Here is a 24312-nt window from a genome sequence, read left to right as displayed (position 1 = left end):
CTGAGTAACTCTGAACTGGGCATGTAATTTTATTAAGTAGGTTATCATGGCACAAACCGTATTTACTTTATTTAAAGATGGCCAGCAATATATGCAAACTTGGCCAATTAAAAAGGAACTGTATCCACTGTTTCCTGAATGTCGGGTTATTTCCGCCACTAAATTCGCCATTAAAACCATGCCACCTTTGGCAGTACTAACTGTCGCATCTGCTTATTCAATTACTGGGGTAGAGACCTTGCCCAATGCTGTGGCCATGGGTATTTTCTTTTTATCTATCCCTGTACAAGGACTGTTGTGGTTAGGCCATCGGGCTAATCAATGGCTTCCCCCTACGACCTCGAGTTGGTATCGCGATATCCATCAGAAGATGCAACAGCAAGGTTGTAAAGTTGGGGGGGCTAAATCTCGTCCGAAATACAAAGAGCTTGCTGTTTTACTCAAAACTGCATTTGACGATCTCGATAAGGCCTTTACTCAGCGCTGGTTCTAATCGTTTTTTGTTTCTGCGCAAATCAACACGCTATGACACTGGCGGCAAATATACTGTTGCTGCTGCCGTTTAACTTTGTTGTGCCGTCTTATGCTGAGCTGAACTTCACCACATGCGCATCGATAGGGAAATCGCTTTCCGCTCACTTTAGTCACATCCATTTGATGGTAGGTATGGCCTGTTAACCCAAATATTTGTTGCATTATCCCTCGCCACTCTTTGCCGTGTGGCTTCACTCGCCCATAGAGGTTAAATACCACTAAATGTGCGACTTCATGGGGCACTACCTCGTTGATGAATGTAGTGTAATTGTCTGTCAAAAGAACCGGATTAAAACGCAACTCGTTCGATTGCAAGCGTGCACAACCGGCTATTCTACCTCTTTGGTTAAAGTGTATCTTAGGCATAGCTAGGTTGCTTTGCAGTTGCGTATTTGCTTGCTTCATGCAAATACGCACGCGTTCTACAACATTGCTTTGCATGTCTATCTGATTAAGTGAGGTAGTGGGGATGGAAGCCGTGTTCATTATCGGGCGCTTAGTGTGCACTTATGAAGTAGAATGGTTTGAGGAATAATTAGCAGGCCAATGTATTATTCAATAAAAATAACACATTGACGCGGCTAAAAGATTTACTAAATATCGCAGGTTAGGCAAAAAGCGTAAACGCCCCGAGGATCATTAAGTTTTGCCACATTATCGAAATCGGCTGTTACTTTGTTGATCAGGCTCATTAGCTTACTGTCACTTTGAGCAAACTGGGTCCTCGCTAACACAACAGAGGCATTTGAGAATAACTCTTTCCAAAATAACTCACTGCTATTTAAAGAGCGCTCTACATAGGTGACGTCATACTCTGATAAATTAGCGCGGGCGGCCGCCGCAGAGACTGCGTCATCAATATAGCCGAGGTGGTCGACCAAGTTTAATTTCAAAGCGGTCTCACCAATCCACACACGACCTTGCGCTATGTTGTCCACAGATTCCTTGCTCATGTGACGTTCCTCAGCCACCAAAGATATAAATTGATCGTAGCCATGCTCAATACTGCGCTGCAATACTTGACCCATTTTCGGGTCAATACCGCGAGTAATCCCCATGCCTGCGAAGTCAGTTGTACCCACACCATCGGTATGCACTCCAAGGTAATCCAGTGTGTTTTCAAAACTAACGAACATACCGAATATACCGATTGAGCCGGTTATCGTACTCGGTGCAGCCCAAATCTCATCGGCACTGGCTGAAATCCAATAGCCACCTGATGCAGCATAGGTACTCATGAGTGCAACTACTGGTTTACCCGCTGCCTTGAGGTTTTCAATTTCTTGTCGAATGATCTCAGAAGCAAATGCGCTACCCCCAGGTGAATCCACATATAAAACTACCGATTTTATACTGTCGTCTAAACGCGCTTTGCGTAGTAATTCTGCGGTGCTATCTCCCCCAACGGTACCGGGTTTTTGCTCGCCGTTTAAAATCGTTCCTTTAGCAACCACGACGCCGACTTTATCAATACCTGTATTTAAATGGGGAAGGGGTGGGTTAACAATGTGTAAGTAATGTTTAAAGGTGATATTGGTATAACCGAGTTTGGCGTCTTCATCTTTGCCCACGACCGACACAAGCTCTTGCAGTACTTGTTCTCGTGTTTTTAAACCGTCTACCCAGCCGTTGTCTAAGGCATACTGGGCGAAATCGCCATTTGCGTCTTCAAACTTAACCATAAACTCGTCTACTTTTTCATCGAAGTTATCGGTAGACAGCCCTCTGGCTTCAGCAACGCTGTTTTTGTATTGTGACCACATACCGTTTAACCATGCCTTGTTGGCTTCTTTAGCGGGTTGTGACATGTCGTCGCGAAGCAGGGGTTCAACCGCTGACTTGTAAGTACCGACTTTGAATACGTGAGTGGTTGCTTTGATTTTCTCAAGGGCTGATTTGTAATACATGCCGAAACGACCATACCCTTCAAATAACATCCATCCCATGGGGTTCATGTAAACGTGGTCAGCATGACTGGCAATGTAATATTGCTCTTGAGTGTAGTAGTCACCGATGGCGTAAACGGGTTTTTCACTGAGTTTAAAATCGTCTATCGCTTGTGCAACCTGTTCAAGCTTGTCAAGACCTGCGCCGCTGAGTTCGTGCAAGTCGAGTACGAGTGCTTTAATTCGTCTGTCTTGCTTAGCGTTATCCAACGTGAGCAATATATCTTGTAACAAAACCTCAGGTTTTTCGTTTGCTTGACCTAAAGCTTCTTGCATAAACGCTTCGAAAGGATCAATGGCGTGCTTCTGAATAACGATGTCACCCTTGAGATTCAGCACTAATGCTGAATCTTGTTTCACACCTATTTGCCCGTTGTCCCTAAAAAATAACGAGATTATGCCTATGGCAATAACGAGAAAGATAATATTAAAGAATAACTTACGGCTAAAATTGAGTACTGACCAGATGCCGCCAAATAGCGCCTTGGTCCAACTTTTATCGGTTGACATATAAAATTTGGTTCACTTACATAAAAACAATAATGCATCCTAACGAAAATCTTTACTCGTTAGAATCTACAAGTGTAAATTAATGTAACTTTTGCTGATTTTTACTGCAGAGATATTACCGTTAGCGACATTTTAACGAATTTTACATTTTTCATTTACGCTTGAATCTGTGAAAAAAATCGTATAATCATTAGGTGGGCGCATCTGCCAATCAACCATTGGAGACGAATGATGTCAATACACCATAAAATTAACTACATCGAAATTCCTGTGAAAGATATACGTGTCACAAAGGCTTTTTTCACTGCGGTATTTGGCTGGGAGTTTACTGACTATGGTCAAGAATACACGGCCTTCACCGGTGCAGGCATTGACGGTGGTATGTTTAGTGCGCAGAAATGTGTATCAACCGACAATGGTAGTGTTTTAGTTGTACTTTATAGCGAAGATTTAGCAGCGACTCAGGCCGAAATAAAAGCGCATGGAGGAAAGATAGTACAAGATGTATTTAGTTTTCCTGGCGGGCATCGCTTTCATTTCTGCGACCCTTGCGGTAATGAGTATGCGGTGTGGAGTGACAAGTAGTGCCTTAGAAGGAGCCAGTCATTGGCTCCTTTGCACAGAACTAGCTGCGTACCGCTTATCCTTGAAACCCTTCATCGGGTAATAAATTCTTACCTGACGCCGCATCTCGTGCTAACACGTCGCATCGTTCGTTCATGGGGTGCCCCGAATGGCCTTTTACCCAATGCCATTTAACGTCATGTCGACCAACTTGCTCATCCAAGCGTTTCCATAAATCAACGTTCTTAACCGGTTTTTTATCTGAAGTACGCCAACCATTCTTGCGCCAATTCTTTATCCATTGATTGATGCCGTTTTTTACATATTGACTGTCGGTGGTTAAATCAACTTTACACGTCTCTGTTAGGCTAGCTAACGCTTCAATCGTGGCCAGCAGCTCCATTCGATTATTCGTGGTGTGAACAAAGCCCTGGCTTAATTCCTTACTGTGCTGATTGAATAATAGCACCGCACCATAACCACCTGGCCCTGGATTACCCAGGCAAGAACCGTCAGTATAAATTTCTATGTGTTTCATTTCACTTATCAATCATTTAAAATTTTTCGCAGTATAATGTAATCAACACTTAACGTCAGCCCGAAACAAATAGAGAAAACATGAGACAAATCGTACTTGATACAGAAACGACCGGTATCGATCCTAGGCAAGGTCATAGAATCATTGAAATAGGCTGTGTGGAGTTATTAAATCGCCGCTTAACAGGTAACACGTTTCATGTGTACGTTAATCCCCAAAGACTCATTGAACAAGAAGCGATAGAAGTTCACGGTATTACTAACGAGTATCTGTTAGACAAACCGCTTTTTGCAGATGTTGCTGCTGATTTTGTAAAGTTCATCAGTGGCGCTCAGCTCGTTATTCATAATGCGCCGTTTGATGTGGGCTTTATGGATCACGAGTTTGCTCGTGTTGCTGCGATGGCGGGCAAAAAAACCAGTGATATGTGTACCGTGTTAGATACACTCGAAATGGCGCGGCAAATTCACCCAGGTCAGAAAAACAATCTAGATGCTTTGTGTAAACGCTACGGTATAGACAACTCCCATCGAGAATTGCACGGCGCATTATTGGATTCCGAGATACTCGCTGACGTTTATCTTATGATGACTGGCGGGCAAACGGATCTTAATTTGTCTGGTAAGTCGAACTCCGATGGTGGCAGTCAGGTTGAACGCATTCGAAGGCTTGATCCTCAGTTAAATCAGTTAAAGGTTTTACGCGCCACAGCCGATGAATTAGTAGAGCACGAGAAGCGTTTAGATCTGGTTAATAAAGAAGGCGGTTCTTGTTTGTGGCGTGAATAAGCGCCAATTTTCAACACATTTGGGATGCTATGTTAAAATGTCTGTTATTTAGTGCGCTTATATTACCTGCTTTTGTTAGCGCACAAACGCCTCAAGCAGAACAGGCCCCATCCAATCCACTTACGTCTTTAGGTAATGACTTTCAAAATAGTATTGAGCTTTTACAAAACCGTTTTCGAATTGATTTCGAGGTGGATGAAATTACCATGGTCTTTTTTCGCGAATACGGTAGTTTACCTGTTGTATTAGTAAAGCCCGATGGCAGTAAAATCTATCAGTCTCAAGCTGATGGCGAAGATATTTTTTGGTTCGATACTGCAACCTATGACATGGTCAGTATTAAAAAACCGATGCCAGGCCCTTGGCAAGCGATAGGCGAAATTGAGCCGGGTAGCCGAGTGATGGTGATTAGTGAGCTATCGCTTCATGCACAGCCGTTACCCAGTGTTATCTTCTCTGGCGAGATTCTCAAGCAAACCGCTTATCTCACCAATGGTGGCGAGCCCATCAATTACACCGAGTTTAGAGACGTCGTTACGCTCAACATGCAATTCTTCAGCACAAACAATCCAGACAGTAATAATTTTGGTGCTGACTCGCAAACTATTGCAACATTTGAAGACAATGGCCAGGGGATGGACGAAATTCCGCTGGATGGCACATTCACTGGACAGTTTAATTTGTCAGTGGCTGCTGGTGAGTGGATCCCTACTTTTATGGTAAGCACGCCAATGTTCTCACGAGAGCAAGTGGGCGAGCCGGTGATGCTATATCCCAATCCCATTCATATTACGGTTGAGCAAAATGGCGGGGGAGGTGGATACCACAAGCTGATGGTCGATGCAGACCGGGAACATATCGATATGTCATCCCTGTTGATTGACGGTAAAGTCAAATTTCCAAATGGCGATATTCAAAACTTTTCCATTACTGACGAGTCACCGGATATACGTGAGTACCTGATCGTCAATTATGAATATGGTGTTTATCGCGTGAAGTTAACTGCATTTGGTAAGACCATAGATGGCCGTGACCTTATTCTGGATGTGCCCGAATTTAGTTTCTTAACAGAAGAGCCTTTTGTAGAGCCTGTGATAGATGAAACGGCAACAGGGGAGGGCACTCAAGTCACTGATGAACAAGGTGAGCTATTGATGGCACAACCTCAGCTCGACGCTGAGCCCGAAATGGAAACATCGACCTTGATCATGTTGATAGTCGGTATCAATGTATTTCTATTAATTGTGGGGGGGGCGCTAATTTGGTTTGTTACCAGAGAAAAACCGCTCACGGTTAGCGAGGTTTTAAACCAGAACACAGAACAAAGTGACGCGAGCGAGAGTAAACCAGGATGGTTTTCACGGCTTAAATTGCCCTTTGCACGTAAAAAAGACGATGCTCAAGGGGAAAGTGATAAAGCCGATAAGAAGCAAAAGGAAGCCTCGAAGAAAGATAGCCCTAAGAAAAAAGCCTAATGTTGAATGCATTTTGGTCAAATTGCTCACTGCGTAGGCAAACAAACGAAAATATTGAAATTAAGCGATAAAATCCAGAAAAAGCAGTTGACTCGATACGGGGTTAACCGTATTATCTGCGCCGCGGTTGAGGGGAAGGTCCTAGATTAACTTCTTAACTCGTTGAAAGTATTAAAGAAACTGGAGCGGTAGTTCAGTTGGTTAGAATACCGGCCTGTCACGCCGGGGGTCGCGAGTTCGAGTCTCGTCCGTTCCGCCAATTTCTTTTAATATTTTCGGTTTTGAAACAGCGGAGCGGTAGTTCAGTTGGTTAGAATACCGGCCTGTCACGCCGGGGGTCGCGAGTTCGAGTCTCGTCCGTTCCGCCAATTTCAAAACAACAAAAATTATATGGGGAGCGGTAGTTCAGTTGGTTAGAATACCGGCCTGTCACGCCGGGGGTCGCGAGTTCGAGTCTCGTCCGTTCCGCCATTAATTTTTCTTCTTTTTTTATCCCAGTTTTATTCTACGTTATCTTCGCCGATTCTTGGCAAATATTTGAAACAACTTATCTTGTGTGATGCTTAGCTATGTGGCTGAAATTCATGTCATTATCGTATGCTTAAGGTAAACTGCTTGTTCTGAATTTTACCGTGTTGATGTTATATTTTTGCACGAACGATTGACGAATAGGTGGGTTAGTTTGATCTTACTGATGTTTTATATTGTTTTGGCTTTGGGAGTATCTTTTATATGCTCAATTGCAGAAGCCGTGATATTGAGTGTGTCCTCTGCTTATATATCTGTGCTTGAGAAGCAAAAACACAAAAGTGGAGAACTCCTACGCCAGCAAGTTCAAAATATTAATAACCCTCTGGCAGCAATTCTTACTTTGAACACAGTGGCCCACACCATGGGGGCTGCGGGGGCTGGAGCCCAAGCGGTTGCCGTCTTTGGCGAAGTGTACATGGGCGTTATCTCTGCTATTTTAACCTTGTTCATTCTGGTCTTTTCAGAAATCATCCCAAAAACAATGGGCGCCACCTACTGGCGAAAGCTAGCCCCTGCCACAGCGTATTTTCTTAAGTACCTAATCTTGTGCCTCTACCCGTTTGTACTGCTGGCGAACAAGCTGACGGCAGGGTTTAGCGATGACTCGCCCTTAAAAGGACTGAGTAAAGCCGAATTGGCGGTGTTAACGGATGAATCCTATCAAGAAGGGCAAATAGCAAAGCAAGAGGCGAATATATTACAGAACTTGTTGGCCCTTGATGAACTCAAAATAAAAAGTGCCATGACCCACCGTACGGTTATTTTTTCTGTTCCAGAAAACATGACGGTCGAAGCGTTTTATCATAAACATGGAACAATTGAATTTTCCCGTATTCCAATTTATGAGCAATCAGAACCAGAGAAAATAACGGGTTACGTATTAAAAAAAGACATTTTGCTAGCCATGATCCGCAAAAATGAAAAGAACCCACTGAGCGTATATCGCAAGGATATGGTCACGCTGTTAAGCAGTATGCCACTGTCAGCAGCTTTGCATCCATTACATACCAGGCGCGCTAATATGCTATTAGTGGTGGACGAATATGGCGGACTAGAAGGTATCTTAACGGACGAAGATCTCACGGAGTCCTTATTGGGAGTGGAAATCGTCGATGAAAACGATAAAAACGTGAGTATGAAAAAATTAGCGAGGTTGATGTGGCGTCGCCGTGAACGCGCGGCTTTGCATAAAACATCACAAACAAAATCATAAACGACAGCTAAAGACTGACATCAAAGGTAAGAACGAATATATGCATGAACTGCTGAAATGTGACCATTTATCTAAACAGTATGACGATGGTAAAGAAAGTGTTCAGATACTAAATAATGTAAATCTAAGCGTGAATACATCTGAACAGCTCGCCATTATTGGCAGTTCAGGCTCAGGAAAAAGTACTTTATTACACTTACTTGGGGCATTGGATCAGCCCACATCGGGCACCGTACTTTTTGAACAACAGGATATCTTTTCCTTCACAAGTGCCGAACAGGCGAAATTTCGTAATCAATCACTCGGCTTTGTCTATCAAGCTCATCATTTATTACCTGAATTTAGTGCGCTGGAAAATGTGGCTATGCCTCGCTTGATTGCCAATGAAAAACGCGAAGAAGCGATGCACCATGCACAGAATATGCTTGAAAAGGTCGGTTTAGCCCACCGCTTAACACACAGGCCAAGTATGTTATCTGGCGGAGAGCGACAACGCGTGGCGATCGCCAGAGCATTGGTTAATCAGCCAAAATTAGTGTTGGCCGACGAGCCAACGGGTAACTTGGACACCAAAACCGGTGAAGGGATCTATCAGTTGTTGAATGAATTGCGTGACATCAGCCAAACAAGTTTTATCGTGGTCACCCATGATATTCAGTTAGCGAAACGCCTCGACCGTTCTCTGCGTTTAGTCAATGGGCAACTTAGCCCACAACTCGATTAAAAGTAGAAATTAGATGAATTTAATTTTTCAATTGGCGTGGCGATTTCGCAGCAGTAAGCAGCAAAATGGCTACATTTCGTTTATTTCTGCTTCGTCAACATTTGGCATAGCCTTAGGCTGTTTCGTACTGATTTTGTTGCTATCTGTTATGAATGGCTTTGAACGAGAACTTAAAGACCGACTTTTATCAATCATTCCACATGGTGAACTGTATGCCGTCAGTAGTCAGGGTATTTCCGATTGGCAAAAAGAAGTAACAGCCTTACAGTCAGACCCGCGCATTGAGTCTGTTCAGCCCTACACAAAGGCCACGGGCATGTTGCAGAAAGGCAAAAAAATGAAAGCCATTGAGTTAGTGGGCATCGATACTAAGTACGCAGAAAATGACGGCATGCTTAGCAGTGTACCAGCCGAGCAATGGCAGGTGTTTAGCGCCAATCAGCAGGGCGTAATGCTGGGGGCTGGAGCGATGGCTAAACTGGGTATTTCGTTAGGCGATAAAGTGAAACTGCTGCTACCTCAGTTAAGTGATGACTTGTCCATTCGGGCTCCTAAAACACTTTGGTTAACCGTGGTCGGTGAAGTTAAAATTGGCGGTGAGTTAGATAATCACATTGGCTATATGCATTTGCCATTGGCCTCAGTAACCCTAGGGGTCACTCATGGCGTGCAAGGTCTGCGTTTTCGCTATCACGACCCATTCGCCGCCCCCATGATTACCCGTGAGATCGGTTATGGTTTCCCCCATGAAGTCTTCATGTCTGATTGGACTCGGACCCAAGGTCACTTATACCAAGATATTCAATTGGTGCGTGTGGTGGTGTATATCACGTTGATACTTGTGATAGGTGTGGCGTGTTTTAATATTGTGTCGACGTTAGTGATGGCGGTAAACGAGAAGCAATCTGAAATTGCCATGCTCAAAACAATGGGCACAACCGACCGCAGTATTATTCTGATTTTTATGCTCCAGGGCCTCATAAATGGCCTAATAGGCACTGTAATTGGTTTGGTTTGCGGCGTTTTAATGGCGTTAAATTTATCTTCGGTCGCCCAAGGTATTGAACGTCTAACAGGTTTTCAGTTTTTATCCGGGGATATTTACTTTATCAACTTCTTACCGTCTGCCTTGAAATGGCATGAGGTCTATATTACCGGCTTCATCGCTATCGCATTGACCTTGCTGGCAACCCTTTATCCTGCGCGCAAGGCAGCTAGGGTTAACCCCGCCACTGTTTTGGGGCATTAGAAGGGTAGATAGCTTAACCTTAAAACTTAACCATAAAAAAGGCAGTGCGTTTTTAATGCACTGCCTTTTATCATTCTATGGCTCGCATTGTTAGCGGCCGCTCATGATGAGCAACGGCTAACTCGCTTTTGGCGAATGCAATGTTTCTTCCTCTTTACCTGCGTCAGGATCCTTGTATCTGTCAATATCAAATTCTCCCTCACTTTTGGCGACGATGCAGGCCACCATACAGTCACCTGTCACGTTAACCGAGGTGCGTGTCATATCGAGTAGGCGATCAACGCCGATAATTAAAGCAATGCCTTCAACCGGCAAATTGACTTGTTGTAGCACCATGGCCAGCATGATCAAACCAACACCAGGCACACCCGCTGTTCCAACGGATGCTAGTGTTGCGGTCACTATCACCATCATGTAATCGCCTAGGGATAAATCGATACCATAAACCTGTGCGATGAACACCGTCGCCACGCCTTGCATAATCGCGGTGCCATCCATGTTTATTGTCGCGCCAAGAGGAATGGTGAAAGATGCAACAGAAGGCTTAACGCCAAGTTTGTTGGTTGCCGTTTCTAGCGTAACCGGTAAGGTCGCGCCGCTGCTTGAGGTACTAAAAGCGAAAATGGCTGCGTCACGCATCTTTCGCAGTAAGATGATTGGACTGAGTCCACTTAAAAGCTTCAAAATAATGGGGTATGACACAAACGCATGCACCATTAGTACGAACATCACTAGTAAGAAGTATTTAAGCAAACCGGCAATGGTATCAAAACCGATGGTGGCGAAAAGTTTGGCCATTAAAACAAATACGCCGTATGGCGCTAGGTTCATTAATATAGTGACCAGTTTCATCACCACTTCGCTAAGATCTTCAAACATAGACGTTAAACGTTTACCTGCTTCCCCCGCCATCGACATAGCCACGCCGAATAACACCGAAAACACGATGATTTGTAGCATATTACCTTCGGCCATCGCGCTGACTGGGTTTGAAGGCATCATATTGATAATGACTTGACCAAGACTCGGGGCCTCTTTTGCTTGATAGGCAGCGTCCGTGGTCATGCTAATCGATTCACCTGGGGAGACCAAAAGTGCAAAACCAACCGCTAGAGAAATGGCAATGGCGGTTGTGCCGATATAAAGCAGAATAGACTTGCCGCCTAAACGCCCTAGTTTACTGGGATCCGACAAACTTGCGGTACCGCAAACCAATGAAACAAACACCAAGGGCACGACAAGCATTTTGAGGCTGGCGATAAAAATTTGCCCGACAACATTAAATATACCATCGACTAAAAGTCCATACGTAGAAACCTCTAACCCAAATACACTAAACGAAAAATCTCCGCTATCATCAAACAGTTGCTGGAGAAGGCCACCGATAACGATACCGGCCAGCATGCCGAAAAATATTCTGGCTGTTAAACTGAATTTTTCGGGGTTGGAGGGGAGGGATTGGCTCATGATTTTCCTGAATTTATTATTATTGCCCATAGGTTAGCAAGTTTGCCCAATAAGCTGAACAATTAAAATGTTCATATGTGTGACACACCGCATTGGTTAACTGTTAAAAACAAAGGACTATTTGTATGTATCAACGCACAAGATTGCTTTTAAGCAGCCTTATATTGTTTACTTTATTTGCCTGTGGGGGAGGCGGCTCTGATTCAATCACCCGGGGCGAGACACCTAACTCAGGTGATAACCCAAGCGACACCACTACCTACTCAATTGCCTTGACCTTAACAGATTCAAACCAGCAAACTGCTTCGCAACTAAGTGCGTATACCCCGCTAACGCTAACTGCTCGGGTAACCGACAATACAGGGGCTATCGCGACAGATAAGCTTGTCACCTTTACCTTCAGCCCAGAAGGCTTAGCTGATTTTAATAATGACTCAGGTACTGCTTCAACCGGCACAACAGGTGAGGCCAGCATAACCTTATTGGTGGGGGGGAGCTCAGGCTCTGGAGAGGTTATAGCAACCCTCACTGGCGGAGAGTCAGCTAGCACAACCTTTACCTCACAAGGCACTACACAAGTGAATGAGCAGCCCAGCTCGCTCGACTTATTTGCAGGTGCAGTACAATTGCCTTCAAGCGGCACCGACAGCATAGAGCTAATCGCACTGCTTAAAAATGCGCAAAACGTTTTGATGGAAGGAGTTGATGTGGTGTTCTCAGCTGATGCTGACGCGGCGTTACTGATTACGCAGGGCACAACGGGCAATGATGGCCAAGCAACGGCGTCATTGACGACGCAAAATAACCGTCAGAATCGTGATATTCAAGTGACAGCCACAAGTGGCACATTGAGCCAGACTTTATTGATATCTGTTATAGGCACCACGGTGAATATTGATGGTCCAAGTTCAGTCATATTGAACGACCCCGTTGATTTAACCATTAGCTTACTTGACTCAGATGGCAATGGTATAGCCAATCAGCAGGTTAACTTATCGGCTGCTAACGGGCTGTTAAGCACCACCACACCGACGACAGGCACCAATGGTCAAGTCACTGTTACTTATACAGGCAATACATCTGGAATTGAAACGATTTCGGCCAGTGCCCTAAACGATGAGAGTGAATTCACCTTGGCGGTTCAAGCGGATAACTTTAGTTTCACCAGTGTGCCTACTGAAGAAGTTAACCTGAACGATGCTCAGTCCCTTGGGTTAACGTGGTTATCAAACAACATTGCGGTATCGGGTGCTCAAGTAACGTTGACCACCTCAAGAGGGGCCATAGCCACGCGTACTAAAAATACTGATAGTGATGGCTTAGTGAGTTTCTCTATCTCATCTGATAATGCGGGGTTTGCAACGGTTTCAGCGACGGGCACGGACAGTGACGGCAATCAAGTGACGGCGCGCACTCAAATAGAATTCGCTGCGACGGTAGCGGATAACATCATAGTGGATGCCACACCTGACTCTATCGGCCCCACAGGTGAAATTAGTACCATTAGCGCAGTGGTGCGCGATGCTCGAGGCAATTTGGTCAAAGGCAAAACCATTAATTTTTTACTGGATGATGTGAGCGGTGGGCAAATTTCACCGAATCAAGCCACAACGGATAGAAGCGGCATTGCGAAAACGGTGTATACCTCAAATGCATTAAGCACATTTGAAGGGGTGAAGGTGTACGGCACAGTAGATGATACCCAAAGCGTGTCGGCCTTCACTTTGTTAACGGTGGGTGACAAGCCGTTCGATATCGTCTTTGGTACGGGCAATACCATTCAATCGCCCACTGAATCATCATACACAAAAGAGTTCTCAGCGTTTGTAACCGACCCTGATTCTAACCCGGTGGAAAATGCCAACATTACCTTTTCAGCGCCGCCGAAGTCTTTCAAACAAGGGGGAACGTATGAGAAAGGATTCTGGACGTTTAATACCACTACTAACATTTGGAATAAAAATGTTACGGCGGTGTGTGATAACGAAGATGTTAACGGAAATGGTATTCTTGACGAAGGTGAAGATATAAACGCTGATGAACAATTAACACCTGGCAACGTTGTAGCAGTTCAATCTCAGGGGACGACAGATGAAAATGGCCAGGTAGTATTTACCCTTAGTTACCCAAAAGCGTTTGGAGCATGGACAACCGTATCCATTACCGCTAACGGTGAATCTCAAGGCAGCGAGTCATCTGAGCAACATGATTATGGCTTAGGCGTAGCAGCGGACGATTTAACAGACTCAGCGTCAGCACCTCCCGCAAATCCTTATGGTGAGTCAGCCAACTGCAACGACATTTTATAAACAGAACATTTCAAACTAGAAAGCCCTATATCACAACCGTGATATAGGGCTTTTTTTATGCTCTCTTTAATGGATTTAAACAACCTAAACAGCTTTAAATTCCCAAAAAATAAGACAACGCTTTAGACTTTTTGGAACGGATAAACCGACCCGAGTTTCAATAACTGGGTGAGTTCGTCAAGGGCTGTACGAGACTCATTGAGCAAGGCGACATCACGCAAATCATCTACCGATAGACGGTCACGGTAATGTTTATCAACCCAATTATTTAAGCGTTCGAACTGGGCATCATTCATCATAGTGCTTTGATTTACTGCGGCCAATTCAGTCTCGTTCATGGCTACGCGTAACCTCAGACAGGCAGGCCCACCGCCGTTTCGCATGCTTTGTTTTACATCGTAGTAGCGAATGTGTTTTATCGGCGTATTTAGGCTAACCAGCTCATTTAGATAAGCTGAAACCGCAGGATTCTCTTCGCAATCGGTAGGGGCGATGATCGCCATCTCGCCGTTCGCCAGTGTCACCAGTTGGGTATTAAACAAGTAGCTTTTTATGGCATCTTGTAAACTTACTTGCTCTGTCATTACCTTGATAAAGTGTAAATCGCCCGCACCGTATTTTTGCTTGATTTCAGCGAATGCTTTATCCGTATCCAGAAAAGCCTGCTCGTGATAGAAGAGCACATTTTGGTTCCCCACAGAAATCACGTCATTATGAAAAACACCTTGGTCGATTAAATCTGGGTTTTGCTGAATAAACACGACGTTGTCGTCACTTAGTCCATGTAAGCGGGCAACGGCTTGACTGGCTTCAAATGTTTGACGAGCAGGGAATTTCACCGGTGCTGGTTTGCTTTTATCAAAGGCATAACGCCCATATACGAATAACTCGACACCCCTTTCGCCGTACTCACGACACAAGCGCGTATGGTTTGCTGCGCCCTCATCACCAAAATGCTCATTGTCGGGCAAATGATTGTGGTGACTGAAATACTGCTGATTAGCAAATGTGGCTTTGAGAATATTGCCAGTGACTTGGGGCTCCAAGGAGCGGTGATATTTATTGGTCAGATTCGCAGGAGTAAAATGGACCTTACCATCGGCGGTATCCGCACTAGGTGAAACCGTAGCGGCGTTGGCTGTCCACATGCTAGATGCTGAACAACAGGCTTGAAATATAGCAGGGGCTTGCTTAGCAGCTTGCTGCAAAACATTGGCGTCAGAGCCGGAAAAGCCTAAACGACGTAACGCATCCACGTCAGGACGCGCCTGAGGAGCCAACACGCCCTGAATCATACCAAGGTCAGCTAGGGCTTTCATTTTCTTCAAGCCCTGCTTAGCGGCTTGTTTAGGGCTACTCTGTGCACTCGCATTATTTAGCGAGGCAACGTTACCGTATGATAAACCAGCATAGTTGTGGGTTGGTCCAACGAGTCCATCAAAATTCACTTCAAACTGCTTCATTCTATCCTCATGTGCGCATCAGTATTCGCTAAACTAAAAGCGAAAAAGTTGACCTTGAAAATGACCATTCCATCTTCATCTAGGTGTGTCATGGTCGGCATTATACTGGTTTTAAAGTCGCTGCCAATCGAGGTGATTAATTTATGAACAGTGAATCGTGCTTACGTATGACGATTATCGGATAAGTATGAAGAAGAACTTGTTTTCTATTCACTTTGTCGATATATGTTAAAAAGCATTTTATAGAGGTGAACGAACAATTCTTCTACGGTTCATCTAAAAACCCTAATAAATACAAAGGTTAAGACTAATTATATGGCAAAGTCTCTGGTCATTGTCGAATCACCGGCAAAGGCGAAAACAATTAATAAATATCTCGGAAAAGATTTTATTGTTAAATCTAGTGTAGGCCACGTTCGAGACCTTCCAACGAAAGCTTTAGGCAAAGTTCCGCCTAAAAAACCGGCAAAAGAGCTAAAATTATTATCGGAAAAAAAGCGTGAATCGTATTTACGCGAGCATGAATATCGCAAATTAGTTGATCGTATGGGCGTCGATCCGAAAAACGATTGGGAAGCCCATTACGAGGTCCTTAACGGTAAAGAAAAAGTCGTTAACGAACTTAAAAAGTTAGCCAAAAATGCTGACACTATCTATCTCGCAACGGATTTGGATAGAGAAGGGGAAGCCATCGCTTGGCATCTACAAGAATTGATCGATGATCCCTCAAAAGATTATCAGCGTGTGGTGTTTAACGAAATCACCAAAAACGCCATTCAAGAAGCCTTCTCTGAACCTGGGAAAGTCAACGTTGAGCGGGTTAATGCACAGCAAGCTCGTCGATTCCTCGACCGTATTGTGGGCTTCATGGTGTCGCCATTATTATGGAAAAAGGTCGCTCGAGGCTTATCCGCTGGTCGTGTTCAATCTGTTGCTGTACGTCTTGTCGTTGAGCGTGAACGTGAAATTAAAGCCTTTGTACCCGAAGAGTTTTGGGACGTGCACGCGGACCTAGTCACGGCAAAACAAAGTGACCTGCGTATGCAAGTTGCTAAATACAATGACAAAGCATTTAAGCCGGTCAATAAAGCGCAAACAGATGCGGCATTATCCGATTTAGAAGGGGCTGATTACAAGGTTGTGAGTCGTGATTCAAAACCGACTCAATCTCGTCCATCAGCACCTTTTATAACCTCAACTTTGCAACAAGCCGCCAGCACGCGCTTAGGCTTTGGTGTAAAGAAGACCATGATGATGGCTCAACGCTTGTATGAAGCGGGTCACATCACGTATATGCGTACCGACTCAACCAATTTGAGCAAAGAAGCGGTCGATGCCTGTCGTGATTACATCGGCGAGAATTTTGGTGATAAATACTTACCAGAAAATGCCCTAAAGTACGGTAGCAAAGAAGGTGCTCAAGAAGCTCACGAGGCTATCCGCCCGTCAAATGTGCTGCTTAAATCAGAGTCTTTATCTGAAATGGAACGTGACGCGCAGCGCTTATACGAGCTTATTTGGCGTCAGTTTGTTGCTTGTCAAATGACACCTGCAAAATACGATGCGAGCACCATTCGCGTATCAGCTAATGGTTATGAGTTGACCGCAAAAGGTCGCGTGTTGAAGTTCGACGGTTGGACTAAAGTACAAAACCCTCAGCGTAAAAAAGGCGAAGAAGACTTCTTGTTGCCGGATGTAAAAGAAGGCGAAAGTCTTAATCTTAAACAACTTGATCCGAAGCAGCATTTTACTAAACCTGTGGCTCGTTTTAATGAAGCATCCTTGGTAAAAGAACTGGAAAAACGCGGTATTGGTCGCCCATCAACCTACGCTAGTATCATTTCTACCATCCAAGATCGCGGTTATGTGCGGCTTGAGAGTAAGCGTTTCTATGCTGAAAAAATGGGTGAAATAGTCAACGATCGCTTGCTGGAGAATTTTGATAATCTGCTGAGTTTTGATTTCACCGCCAAGATGGAACAAGAGCTAGATGAAATTGCCAACGGCAAAGTCTCGTGGAAAGACGTACTCAATGATTTTTACGGTGATTTTGAACAGAAGCTGCACCTAGCGGAAAAAGATCCCGAAGACGGCGGTATGCGCTTAAACCAAGCGGTACCAACAGATATTGCCTGCCCCAAATGTGGTCGCCCAATGAACGTGCGTACCGCCAGTACCGGTGTGTTTTTAGGTTGCTCTGGTTATAACTTACCACCGAAAGAGCGCTGCACTGGAACCATGAACCTCACCTCTGGTGACGAAGTTATCAAGGTAGATGACGAAGAAGAGCTTGAGACTGAGTTACTGAGAGCGAAACGACGTTGTCCGATTTGTGCTACCGCCATGGACAGCTACTTGGTGGATGAAACTCGTAAACTGCATGTGTGTGGTAATACGCCTACGTGCCCTGGTATCGAAGTTGAAGAAGGCACGTTCAAAATAAAAGGTTATGACGGCCCCATTATCGAGTGCGACAAATGTGGTTCAAACATGGAGCTTAAAAACGGCCGCTTCGGAAAGTACTTTGGTTGCACTAACGAAGAATGTAAGAACACCCGTAAGTTACTGCGAAACGGTGAAGCTGCGCCGCCTAAAGAAGACCCAGTGGATTTGCCTGAATTAGAGTGTACTAAATCAGATGCGCATTTTGTATTGCGTGACGGTGCCTCGGGTATATTCATGGCAGCGCATAATTTCCCTAAATCACGGGAAACTCGCGCGCCGCTTGTGGCTGAATTAGCGCGCTTTAGGGATCGCATTTCACCTAAGTTTTATTATTTGGCGGATGCGCCGGCTAAAGATCCTGACGGTAACGACACGCTCGTGCGCTACAGTCGTAAAACCAAGCAACAATATGTTATGAGTGAAAACGAAGAGGGCAAAGCCACTGGCTGGTCCGCTTGGTACACAGATAACAAATGGACGGTAGAAGATAAGCGTAAAAAAGCAAAATAGCGCTTTTGAAACCCAGTCCTCATTACTTATAATAAAGTATTGATTACCCATAATAAAAAGCCGGTAACTTATCTTGCCGGCTTTATGCATTCTACAAAACCAATAGGCACGAGTATGGCATTGTCACTCCAAGAACAACTTTTACAAGCAGGCCTCGCTGACAAGAAAAAAGCGAAGCAAGTGCGCCAGCAAAAGCACAAACAAGCAAAAGAGAAAAAGAATCACAATGTTCAACAAACCAACGAAAGTAAAATTGCCGCTGAAAAAGCCGCCGAGCAAAAGAAAGCCCGTGATAGAGAGTTGAACCAAAAGGCCAAAGCTGAAGCAGAGAAAAAAGCGGTTCAAGCACAAATTGTGCAGATGATTAACGTCAACAAACAATCGCGTAAAGTGGGCGATATTGCATGTAACTTCAGTGATAATAATGTAATAAAGCGTATTTATGTTGATAAAAACATCCATACCCAAATTACTCAAGGCCAGCTTGCGATCGTTAAACTCAATGACGTGTATGAACTTATTCCTATGCCGGTGGCAGATAAAATTGCTGAACGAGATGAAAGTTACGTACTGTATCGCGCCGATATTCTGCCAGAAGAAAAAGCCAAGAACAGTGAAGATGAAGACTGGTACGCCGACTACGAAATTCCAGATGATTTGAGTTGGTAACTGGGGGAATGCCAAATAGTGCTATCTGTGGATAGCGCTTTTTGATGAATGTGTGGCATGTCTGCGCCACAGCAACTTAGTTAAGGTGACGGTACTTCACTTTACGGTATTTGAGGTGACGTTATGTAAAGTGCTGCGCAGGGAGTCCGTCGCTGGTTTTACTTTGCAGTTACTAATTACTTCCTATGATAGTACCAGTCTAGAAGTCTTTCTCGTCACGGGTTTTTACCAGCATAATTTTAAAGCCATTAAATTGCTTACCCATAATGTTTTTCATGGCGAAAATACCAAAAAAGATTCCAAGAGCGGCTCCGAACCCTTGAATATAAGGGGTAAAAGGCTCGATAGATAAGCCAAGAAAGGCCAGCGCGAAGCCGATAGTAAAACCGAAAAATACAGCGGTGGGTACCGTCCAAATCAAAAAACGCCAAGCCCAGCTCCACCAAATGCGCGCTGCTTGAACCCAAGTTACTTTTATTTCTTCCATGAGCCACCTTTGACGTTAAGAGTGTGTTGGCTAAACCCTATAAGTGCACAGTTTACAGCCGTCTATCGAAAACGGCTAAACGTAATAGCTAGCTGAGCTGAAACATAATCAATTAAACTGCTTACTTGAAAAATCTATCAATCATCGCCAACGCAGATTGGTTATAGCCCACGCGAGGCTCAAGCGGCGCGTCTTTGGGGCGAATACCGAGTTTTATACCGACAATCGAGTCATGGGTTAATGCCTCTCCACAGGCCGCTAATGAGCGATGGATTTCTTCTTCTGTCAACAATGAATGCTCAGCGCCAAAATCAACAGTTGAGTTTTTCGCTGCAGGCATGTGCGTGTCTTTCCAAATGCCATAAGGTGAATCTTGGTCTGTAACACCGGAGAACATCAAGCCTTTGAGCAAATCGTGAGCCTTAACGTGTTCAATATGCGCTAACACGCCTTCAGTGCTCATGCTTTCAATGGCTGAACGCCCCCAGTTGATGAGTAGCCCTAGGTTGGCATTGTTTGCTGCATTAAGTTCATTTATGACCGCTATTTCATCGTCAAGTGACAAGAAGCCTTTAGCGTGGTCGTGCTCAGGTACAAGTGCGTCGCAGTGTTCAATGACAATATCGGCGCCGTGCCAATCCCAGCTGAGCATGGTTTCTAATGAAGCCTGCAAAGATTTCGCCGAGCCCTCAGCTTTGCTTCGATCTGGAGCCGTTTGTATTTCAATGGCTTTAACAGCCTTGCGGCCAAGGCCTTTATTTAACTTGCCAATGGCATCGCAGGCTCTTTGCATAAAGGCGAGGGCGTCTTGGCGACCAGCTTTATCATCTGATGCGATGCCAAAGTGTGGGTTTTTACCCAATGCACCCATGATGCCCGGCACGCAGGTAAATACAAATTGCCAATCAGGACTCACGTTAGCGATAAACCAATCGTCATCATGGGGATGTAACGAGCCGGTGAAGGGGTGCTCTAAACCTTGCACATTTTTAAGAGCCTTTAGCTTAGTAAAATAAGCGTGTTCAGCTTCAGCGTCCCACTGTTCCCACGCAGGGGAGGTGGCGTAGGAGCCGACAAAATAATTCATGTGAATTCCTTTTTGAAAAGTGAAGGGAAACAGGTGTTTATCCAACTTTAGCATGAAGGAAGATGCTTGCGAATAGCCACATACGCGCGCTAAGTGTAAAGATACTTCGCTGAGATAAGGAGCTTGTATTAAACACAGTGTTGAGGGCGTCTTGCAGTATCAATGAGCAGGGTGTGGCTGATTCAAGACTAAGGACGTTGTCTCTGTCACAATTGGCTCAAGGTTTGCACTATTTTCAGTATTAGGTATGCGTATAAGCGTTAGCAGCTCTGCCAATTTATCACGGCGTGCTAACGGTAAAATACCACTTTGTTTTATTTGGGCAAATCTAGGAATCAACGCAATGCAAATCCAACAATCAAAGACCACTTTGTTTGACTACCTTAACAACGCTAGTGACGCAGATGCCGCATTACAAGGTGTGGTAGATGCCCAGAAAAATAATATTTCTGCTGGATTGTCTGATGTGCAAAGTAATTTAGCAAACGGAAACATTGATGACGCGTTAGCGCGTTTAAAATCAGGTGAGAACGGCATTAATCTACAAACGCTAGATAACATGCTTAGCTTCAACATGCGCGGGGTCACTGAAGATCTCACAGATACAGCGAAAAGTTTAGGTCTTACTTTTGATGTTAAGCTCACCCAAGAAGAGGGGGCATGGGTCGTTAGCAGCGAACATGACCCTGAACACAAAGGCCTCGCTCAGCTCCAACAATACCTCGATAGAAACCCCAGGCTGCAAAGTAAGCTAGATGATTTAAATTCGTTGTCAGAATTTTACGAACTTGGACAGTCTCAGGAATATGCAAAACAACTACAAGAAGCCGACGTGCATGAAGACGACGTAGTCACGTACTTAACACAAAGCCGAGATTACTTGTTTTCACTGGACAGTTTTTATTTATCGGATGCGGGGCTCTCTTTAGCCTCTCGCGGGGAGTCAGATGGCTTGTTTGAGCAGGTGAAAAAAACATTGGGGTTAAGTGAAGAGGAGGATTAATGCGTTGTCAGACTGCAACTTATTGTATCTCATTAGGCAATTCGTAGGCGGCGGTTATTTGCCACAGGGGCAGTGATATATTCTGTTAATTGCCGCTTTAAAAGCATGAGCGTAACAAATACAGATCTTAAACAGCTAACTTACACTCAGCAGGTATAGCGAATGTCTTGCCTTTAGAGCGTGTTTTTTACTAAGATCCCCCGCTCAAATTTAAATATTCTATTTTTTAATGCGCCTACATTCTTTTTTTTACGAGCTTAGACATCTACTTGGCATTTCTGCTAATACCACCAGTCACAATGAAAAAATCATATCCGCCTTAGGGGGTACTTTAGGGATCGCTGGGATAATGTGGGTCATGCATTTTGTAGTGCAAGCACAACTGTTAACAATGCATAGTAGTATTATGATCATCGCTTCGATGGGGGCAAGCGCCGTCTTGCTATTTGCTGTGCCTCACGGGGCGCTTTCGCAGCCGTGGGCTGTTATCGGTGGGCACCTCATTTCAGCTGTGCTGGCGATAACCAGCGTAAAGTTTCTAGGGCATGGGTCTTGGGTTGCCGCTTTTGCTGTGGGCGGCGCAATAGGAGCTATGTATTACTTACGTTGCATTCATCCCCCTGGCGGAGCAACTGCGCTTACAATCGTGGTTGGCGGGGCAGACATCAACGCCTTGGGGTATGATTTTTTATGGTTGCCATTGGGGCTGAACCTAATCGTCATTATGCTTATTACATTGGCGTTTAATGGTTTATTTGATTGGCGACGTTATCCGGTGCACCTTTCTCACAAGCTAAAAAGAGGCGCTAGTACCCCATCGGCCGAGCGGGAGCATGAATTAACCCAAGAAGATTTTGCCGCTGCTATGCAAGAGTTAGATTCATACGTGGATATCACCCCAGATGGCTTGACGGACTTATTGGAGTTAGCCAAAAAGCATGCTGAAAAAAATACCACGCATCCATCCCGTATTATCGCGGGGCGTATATACAGTAATGGCAAATTGGGCCGATTGTGGAGTATTCGCCAGGTCGTTGATGCAGCACCGGCAAACACTCATGCCAGTAAAGACAAGGTAATATACAAAGTGTTAGCTGGTGATGGTGGTTATGAGACACATATGTGTTTACGCCGCGAGTTTCACACATGGGCGCGTTTTGAAGTGGAAAAACATAATCAGCAATGGGTGAAAGTAGAGGAATAAGCACCCCGTTATCCATCGAGTAACAGCAGTCAGCTTCATAAAAGTGTATTACTACTGACTGCGCTTTTATTTCATCTAATTTTATATATATAGGCGCCAAGTGAGTGTGATATACAATTGCACTTTCGAGGCACAAAACGCTGTAATTTAACGCAACCCTCGCTCGGTCGTTAGGTACGTCGCAAAGCTGCCCAACCAGTGACTGCCCATATAGTGCATATCGTGGATCACCGAATTTATGCCGGCTTGATGATGCTTCTGAGCTGCACTTTGGATAGCGGCTACTCGTTTATCGTCTGCTGGCAGCGCCGATGCAATTCCCTCTAGCATCCACGCTCGGCTCAGGTTTAGGCCATCCAGATGGGCGAGTTTACCGTCACTTTTATCTGTGACAGTGGCTACGCTCATCCAGTGGCTGTCTCCATTTTTGGGGATCGACGGCAAAAATGATGTTAACCAAGTCGCATATTCGCTGGGCGGTAAAATGCGGCGCATTAAATCGGCCTCCGCAATGCAGGGTGATAAGAAATCTTGGCCCGATGGTTCATATGCTAATGGGCAATTAACATCATTGGCGTATAAACGGCTTACGGTGCTTTTAAGCAGTTGATTAAAGGCGCTATTGTTCGCTGTTTCACTCCAGTCTAACATTAGACCAAAGGCAAACGCGGTTTGGCTGTGCTCGCCCACACGGATCGGAAATGACAATTTGGGTAGCCAGTCGCTGACGTTCGCGACGATTTTATCTTCCAGTGGCCCAAGCGTTGCTAGCCATTTTTTCGCTTGCGGGTCGTCCCACTCACGTAATTCAGTGGTTAGCTGTAAGAACCACGCCAAGCCATAAGGGCGCTCAAAACTGGTGCCTGTGCCTTCACGATTAAAATAAGCCAGCTCACCCTGAATATTGGCTTGGCTAAAGCTTTGACTCAAACTTGTCATTATATCCTGATAATGCGCTGAGTCTGGGTACTGACTGGCAATACGTGTCAGCAACCAATGGCCATGTACAGATGAATGCCAATCGAAACACCCGTAAAAAGCAGGGTACAACGCTTTGGGCGTTTTGACGTCGTCTTTGCTCGTCATCATGTGCTTTATGATGTTGGGGTATTCTTTGTGCACACATTCAAGGGCAAGTTCGGCAAAACGATCGGTCACTTGGTCTTCGCTCGGTGCTATTATTTGGTCATTTTGCGCTGCGAAGGCGATGACGCAGTACATCGCAATGGACAAACTCATGGCTTTGATTTTCATGAAAAATCTTATTTTTTGGAATCGTTAAACGTAGAATACTCGCTGCGTATGGGCGTTGCAACACGTGGTCAATCTGCAGCGCTGGTACTGGCAAAAAGAATGAATCAATGAACGAGCGAATACTCGGGTACTTGACCCATCCTGCAAAGAGCAGCAATGCACTATAAATACGATGATGAACCTATAAGCCGCTTCAGCGTATAAACGCTAACTCTCACAGCTGCGCATAGTTTCCGATTAGCAAATATGCATTCACAACTTGCGTCAAAACAGTAAAGCTGGTTAAAATACTGTATAAACCACTGTATGAAAATATTGGCCTGTTGAAATAGGCGATAAGCA

The 24312-nt window shown here is 44.8% G+C and carries 20 protein-coding genes and 3 tRNA genes; 15 read left to right on the top strand and 8 right to left on the bottom strand.

The window, feature by feature from the left end; genetic code table 11:
• Nucleotides 1-46: 46 nt before the first annotated feature.
• Entirely contained in the window at nucleotides 47-493 is a 447-nt protein-coding gene (yfbV, locus tag AC0VYA_RS11910) for a terminus macrodomain insulation protein YfbV (RefSeq protein ID WP_473480943.1), read from the top strand.
• Here yfbV and AC0VYA_RS11905 read toward each other — a convergent pair.
• Nucleotides 490-1020, bottom strand: coding sequence for a SprT family zinc-dependent metalloprotease (locus AC0VYA_RS11905; protein WP_475488395.1), 531 nt, complete (start codon nucleotides 1018-1020; stop codon nucleotides 490-492). The two genes, yfbV and AC0VYA_RS11905, sit on opposite strands and share 4 nt — an antisense overlap.
• 107 nt (nucleotides 1021-1127) lie before the next feature.
• Nucleotides 1128-2990: a signal peptide peptidase SppA gene (gene sppA / locus AC0VYA_RS11900; protein ID WP_475488394.1), complete on the bottom strand. Its 1863-nt coding sequence runs from the start codon at nucleotides 2988-2990 to the stop codon at nucleotides 1128-1130.
• A 231-nt stretch (nucleotides 2991-3221) separates the two neighbouring features.
• Between sppA and AC0VYA_RS11895 the strand changes: the two genes are divergently transcribed.
• Nucleotides 3222-3575 carry a VOC family protein gene (locus AC0VYA_RS11895; RefSeq protein WP_475491066.1) on the top strand — a complete coding sequence of 118 codons (354 nt, stop codon included), beginning with the start codon at nucleotides 3222-3224 and terminating at the stop codon, nucleotides 3573-3575.
• A gap of 55 nt (nucleotides 3576-3630) precedes the next feature.
• Here AC0VYA_RS11895 and rnhA read toward each other — a convergent pair whose 3' ends face one another.
• Entirely contained in the window at nucleotides 3631-4092 is a 462-nt protein-coding gene (rnhA, locus tag AC0VYA_RS11890; protein WP_473480939.1) for a ribonuclease HI, read from the bottom strand.
• Between the two features lie 80 nt (nucleotides 4093-4172).
• On the opposite strand from rnhA, the gene dnaQ reads away from it, so the two are divergent.
• The 8 genes from dnaQ to AC0VYA_RS11850 all read left to right on the top strand — a co-directional run bounded on the left by dnaQ (nucleotide 4173) and on the right by AC0VYA_RS11850 (nucleotide 10072).
• Complete coding sequence (dnaQ, locus tag AC0VYA_RS11885) at nucleotides 4173-4880, top strand: DNA polymerase III subunit epsilon (RefSeq protein ID WP_011575161.1); 708 nt, start codon at nucleotides 4173-4175, stop codon at nucleotides 4878-4880.
• Between the two features lie 29 nt (nucleotides 4881-4909).
• Complete coding sequence (locus AC0VYA_RS11880) at nucleotides 4910-6355, top strand: TIGR03503 family protein (RefSeq protein WP_475488393.1); 1446 nt, start codon at nucleotides 4910-4912, stop codon at nucleotides 6353-6355.
• A 182-nt stretch (nucleotides 6356-6537) separates the two neighbouring features.
• Nucleotides 6538-6614: transfer RNA gene (locus AC0VYA_RS11875), tRNA-Asp, on the top strand.
• Nucleotides 6615-6646: 32 nt separating this feature from the next.
• Nucleotides 6647-6723: transfer RNA gene (locus tag AC0VYA_RS11870), tRNA-Asp, on the top strand.
• Nucleotides 6724-6749: 26 nt separating this feature from the next.
• Nucleotides 6750-6826: transfer RNA gene (locus tag AC0VYA_RS11865), tRNA-Asp, on the top strand.
• A gap of 211 nt (nucleotides 6827-7037) precedes the next feature.
• Complete coding sequence (locus AC0VYA_RS11860; protein ID WP_041713771.1) at nucleotides 7038-8099, top strand: CNNM domain-containing protein; 1062 nt, start codon at nucleotides 7038-7040, stop codon at nucleotides 8097-8099.
• Nucleotides 8100-8139: 40 nt separating this feature from the next.
• A complete protein-coding gene (gene lolD / locus AC0VYA_RS11855; protein ID WP_006990856.1) occupies nucleotides 8140-8823 on the top strand; it encodes a lipoprotein-releasing ABC transporter ATP-binding protein LolD in 684 nt (227 codons plus the stop codon).
• A 13-nt stretch (nucleotides 8824-8836) separates the two neighbouring features.
• Nucleotides 8837-10072, top strand: coding sequence for a lipoprotein-releasing ABC transporter permease subunit (locus AC0VYA_RS11850; protein WP_475488392.1), 1236 nt, complete (start codon nucleotides 8837-8839; stop codon nucleotides 10070-10072).
• 117 nt (nucleotides 10073-10189) lie between these two features.
• On the opposite strand, the gene AC0VYA_RS11845 is transcribed toward AC0VYA_RS11850, so the two are convergent.
• Nucleotides 10190-11539, bottom strand: a complete 1350-nt coding sequence (locus AC0VYA_RS11845) for a dicarboxylate/amino acid:cation symporter (protein ID WP_011575156.1) — start codon at nucleotides 11537-11539, stop codon at nucleotides 10190-10192.
• Between the two features lie 125 nt (nucleotides 11540-11664).
• On the opposite strand from AC0VYA_RS11845, the gene AC0VYA_RS11840 reads away from it, so the two are divergent.
• Nucleotides 11665-13848 carry an Ig-like domain-containing protein gene (locus AC0VYA_RS11840; protein ID WP_475488391.1) on the top strand — a complete coding sequence of 728 codons (2184 nt, stop codon included), beginning with the start codon at nucleotides 11665-11667 and terminating at the stop codon, nucleotides 13846-13848.
• Nucleotides 13849-13970: 122 nt separating this feature from the next.
• Here AC0VYA_RS11840 and astB read toward each other — a convergent pair whose 3' ends face one another.
• The gene (astB, locus tag AC0VYA_RS11835; protein WP_475488390.1) at nucleotides 13971-15311 is read right to left on the bottom strand and encodes an N-succinylarginine dihydrolase; all 1341 of its coding nucleotides are present in this window, start codon (nucleotides 15309-15311) and stop codon (nucleotides 13971-13973) included.
• Between the two features lie 315 nt (nucleotides 15312-15626).
• Between astB and topA the strand changes: the two genes are divergently transcribed.
• On the top strand, nucleotides 15627-18266 hold the full coding sequence (gene topA, locus AC0VYA_RS11830; protein ID WP_475488389.1) for a type I DNA topoisomerase: 2640 nt from the start codon (nucleotides 15627-15629) through the stop codon (nucleotides 18264-18266).
• 114 nt (nucleotides 18267-18380) lie between these two features.
• Nucleotides 18381-18935, top strand: a complete 555-nt coding sequence (locus AC0VYA_RS11825) for a DUF2058 family protein (protein ID WP_473480930.1) — start codon at nucleotides 18381-18383, stop codon at nucleotides 18933-18935.
• Nucleotides 18936-19134: 199 nt separating this feature from the next.
• Here AC0VYA_RS11825 and AC0VYA_RS11820 read toward each other — a convergent pair whose 3' ends face one another.
• Together AC0VYA_RS11820 and AC0VYA_RS11815 are read right to left on the bottom strand one after the other, a co-directional pair.
• Nucleotides 19135-19422 carry a hypothetical protein gene (locus AC0VYA_RS11820; protein WP_475488388.1) on the bottom strand — a complete coding sequence of 96 codons (288 nt, stop codon included), beginning with the start codon at nucleotides 19420-19422 and terminating at the stop codon, nucleotides 19135-19137.
• A 121-nt stretch (nucleotides 19423-19543) separates the two neighbouring features.
• Nucleotides 19544-20509 carry a DUF4862 family protein gene (locus AC0VYA_RS11815; protein WP_475488387.1) on the bottom strand — a complete coding sequence of 322 codons (966 nt, stop codon included), beginning with the start codon at nucleotides 20507-20509 and terminating at the stop codon, nucleotides 19544-19546.
• Nucleotides 20510-20852: 343 nt separating this feature from the next.
• Here AC0VYA_RS11815 and AC0VYA_RS11810 point away from each other — a divergent pair, with 343 nt between their 5' ends.
• Both AC0VYA_RS11810 and AC0VYA_RS11805 read left to right on the top strand, forming a co-directional pair.
• Nucleotides 20853-21512, top strand: coding sequence for a hypothetical protein (locus AC0VYA_RS11810; protein WP_475488386.1), 660 nt, complete (start codon nucleotides 20853-20855; stop codon nucleotides 21510-21512).
• A gap of 229 nt (nucleotides 21513-21741) precedes the next feature.
• Nucleotides 21742-22716 carry an HPP family protein gene (locus tag AC0VYA_RS11805; protein WP_475488385.1) on the top strand — a complete coding sequence of 325 codons (975 nt, stop codon included), beginning with the start codon at nucleotides 21742-21744 and terminating at the stop codon, nucleotides 22714-22716.
• A gap of 147 nt (nucleotides 22717-22863) precedes the next feature.
• Here AC0VYA_RS11805 and AC0VYA_RS11800 read toward each other — a convergent pair whose 3' ends face one another.
• Nucleotides 22864-23970 carry a DUF2891 domain-containing protein gene (locus tag AC0VYA_RS11800; RefSeq protein ID WP_475488384.1) on the bottom strand — a complete coding sequence of 369 codons (1107 nt, stop codon included), beginning with the start codon at nucleotides 23968-23970 and terminating at the stop codon, nucleotides 22864-22866.
• Nucleotides 23971-24312 lie beyond the last annotated feature (342 nt).

The sequence above is a fragment of the Paraglaciecola sp. QJM3NY_14 genome (assembly GCF_056173245.1).
Note: the sequence above shows the minus strand (reverse complement) of the source record. Positions and strands in the feature narration are given on the sequence as shown.

Bases quoted from the DNA above. Each gene is read 5' to 3' on its own strand.
- AC0VYA_RS11845 (WP_011575156.1), bottom strand. From the start codon at position 11,539: ATGAGCCAATCCCTCCCCTCCAACCCCGAAAAATTCAGTTTAACAGCC.
- lolD (WP_006990856.1), top strand. From the start codon at position 8,140: ATGCATGAACTGCTGAAATGTGACCATTTATCTAAACAGTATGACGAT.
- AC0VYA_RS11880 (WP_475488393.1), top strand. From the start codon at position 4,910: ATGTTAAAATGTCTGTTATTTAGTGCGCTTATATTACCTGCTTTTGTT.
- AC0VYA_RS11895 (WP_475491066.1), top strand. From the start codon at position 3,222: ATGTCAATACACCATAAAATTAACTACATCGAAATTCCTGTGAAAGAT.
- AC0VYA_RS11805 (WP_475488385.1), top strand. From the start codon at position 21,742: ATGCGCCTACATTCTTTTTTTTACGAGCTTAGACATCTACTTGGCATT.
- AC0VYA_RS11800 (WP_475488384.1), bottom strand. From the start codon at position 23,970: ATGAAAATCAAAGCCATGAGTTTGTCCATTGCGATGTACTGCGTCATC.
- topA (WP_475488389.1), top strand. From the start codon at position 15,627: ATGGCAAAGTCTCTGGTCATTGTCGAATCACCGGCAAAGGCGAAAACA.
- AC0VYA_RS11905 (WP_475488395.1), bottom strand. From the start codon at position 1,020: ATGAACACGGCTTCCATCCCCACTACCTCACTTAATCAGATAGACATG.
- astB (WP_475488390.1), bottom strand. From the start codon at position 15,311: ATGAAGCAGTTTGAAGTGAATTTTGATGGACTCGTTGGACCAACCCAC.
- AC0VYA_RS11825 (WP_473480930.1), top strand. From the start codon at position 18,381: ATGGCATTGTCACTCCAAGAACAACTTTTACAAGCAGGCCTCGCTGAC.
- yfbV (WP_473480943.1), top strand. From the start codon at position 47: ATGGCACAAACCGTATTTACTTTATTTAAAGATGGCCAGCAATATATG.
- AC0VYA_RS11820 (WP_475488388.1), bottom strand. From the start codon at position 19,422: ATGGAAGAAATAAAAGTAACTTGGGTTCAAGCAGCGCGCATTTGGTGG.
- dnaQ (WP_011575161.1), top strand. From the start codon at position 4,173: ATGAGACAAATCGTACTTGATACAGAAACGACCGGTATCGATCCTAGG.
- AC0VYA_RS11850 (WP_475488392.1), top strand. From the start codon at position 8,837: ATGAATTTAATTTTTCAATTGGCGTGGCGATTTCGCAGCAGTAAGCAG.
- AC0VYA_RS11810 (WP_475488386.1), top strand. From the start codon at position 20,853: ATGCAAATCCAACAATCAAAGACCACTTTGTTTGACTACCTTAACAAC.
- rnhA (WP_473480939.1), bottom strand. From the start codon at position 4,092: ATGAAACACATAGAAATTTATACTGACGGTTCTTGCCTGGGTAATCCA.
- sppA (WP_475488394.1), bottom strand. From the start codon at position 2,990: ATGTCAACCGATAAAAGTTGGACCAAGGCGCTATTTGGCGGCATCTGG.
- AC0VYA_RS11840 (WP_475488391.1), top strand. From the start codon at position 11,665: ATGTATCAACGCACAAGATTGCTTTTAAGCAGCCTTATATTGTTTACT.
- AC0VYA_RS11815 (WP_475488387.1), bottom strand. From the start codon at position 20,509: ATGAATTATTTTGTCGGCTCCTACGCCACCTCCCCTGCGTGGGAACAG.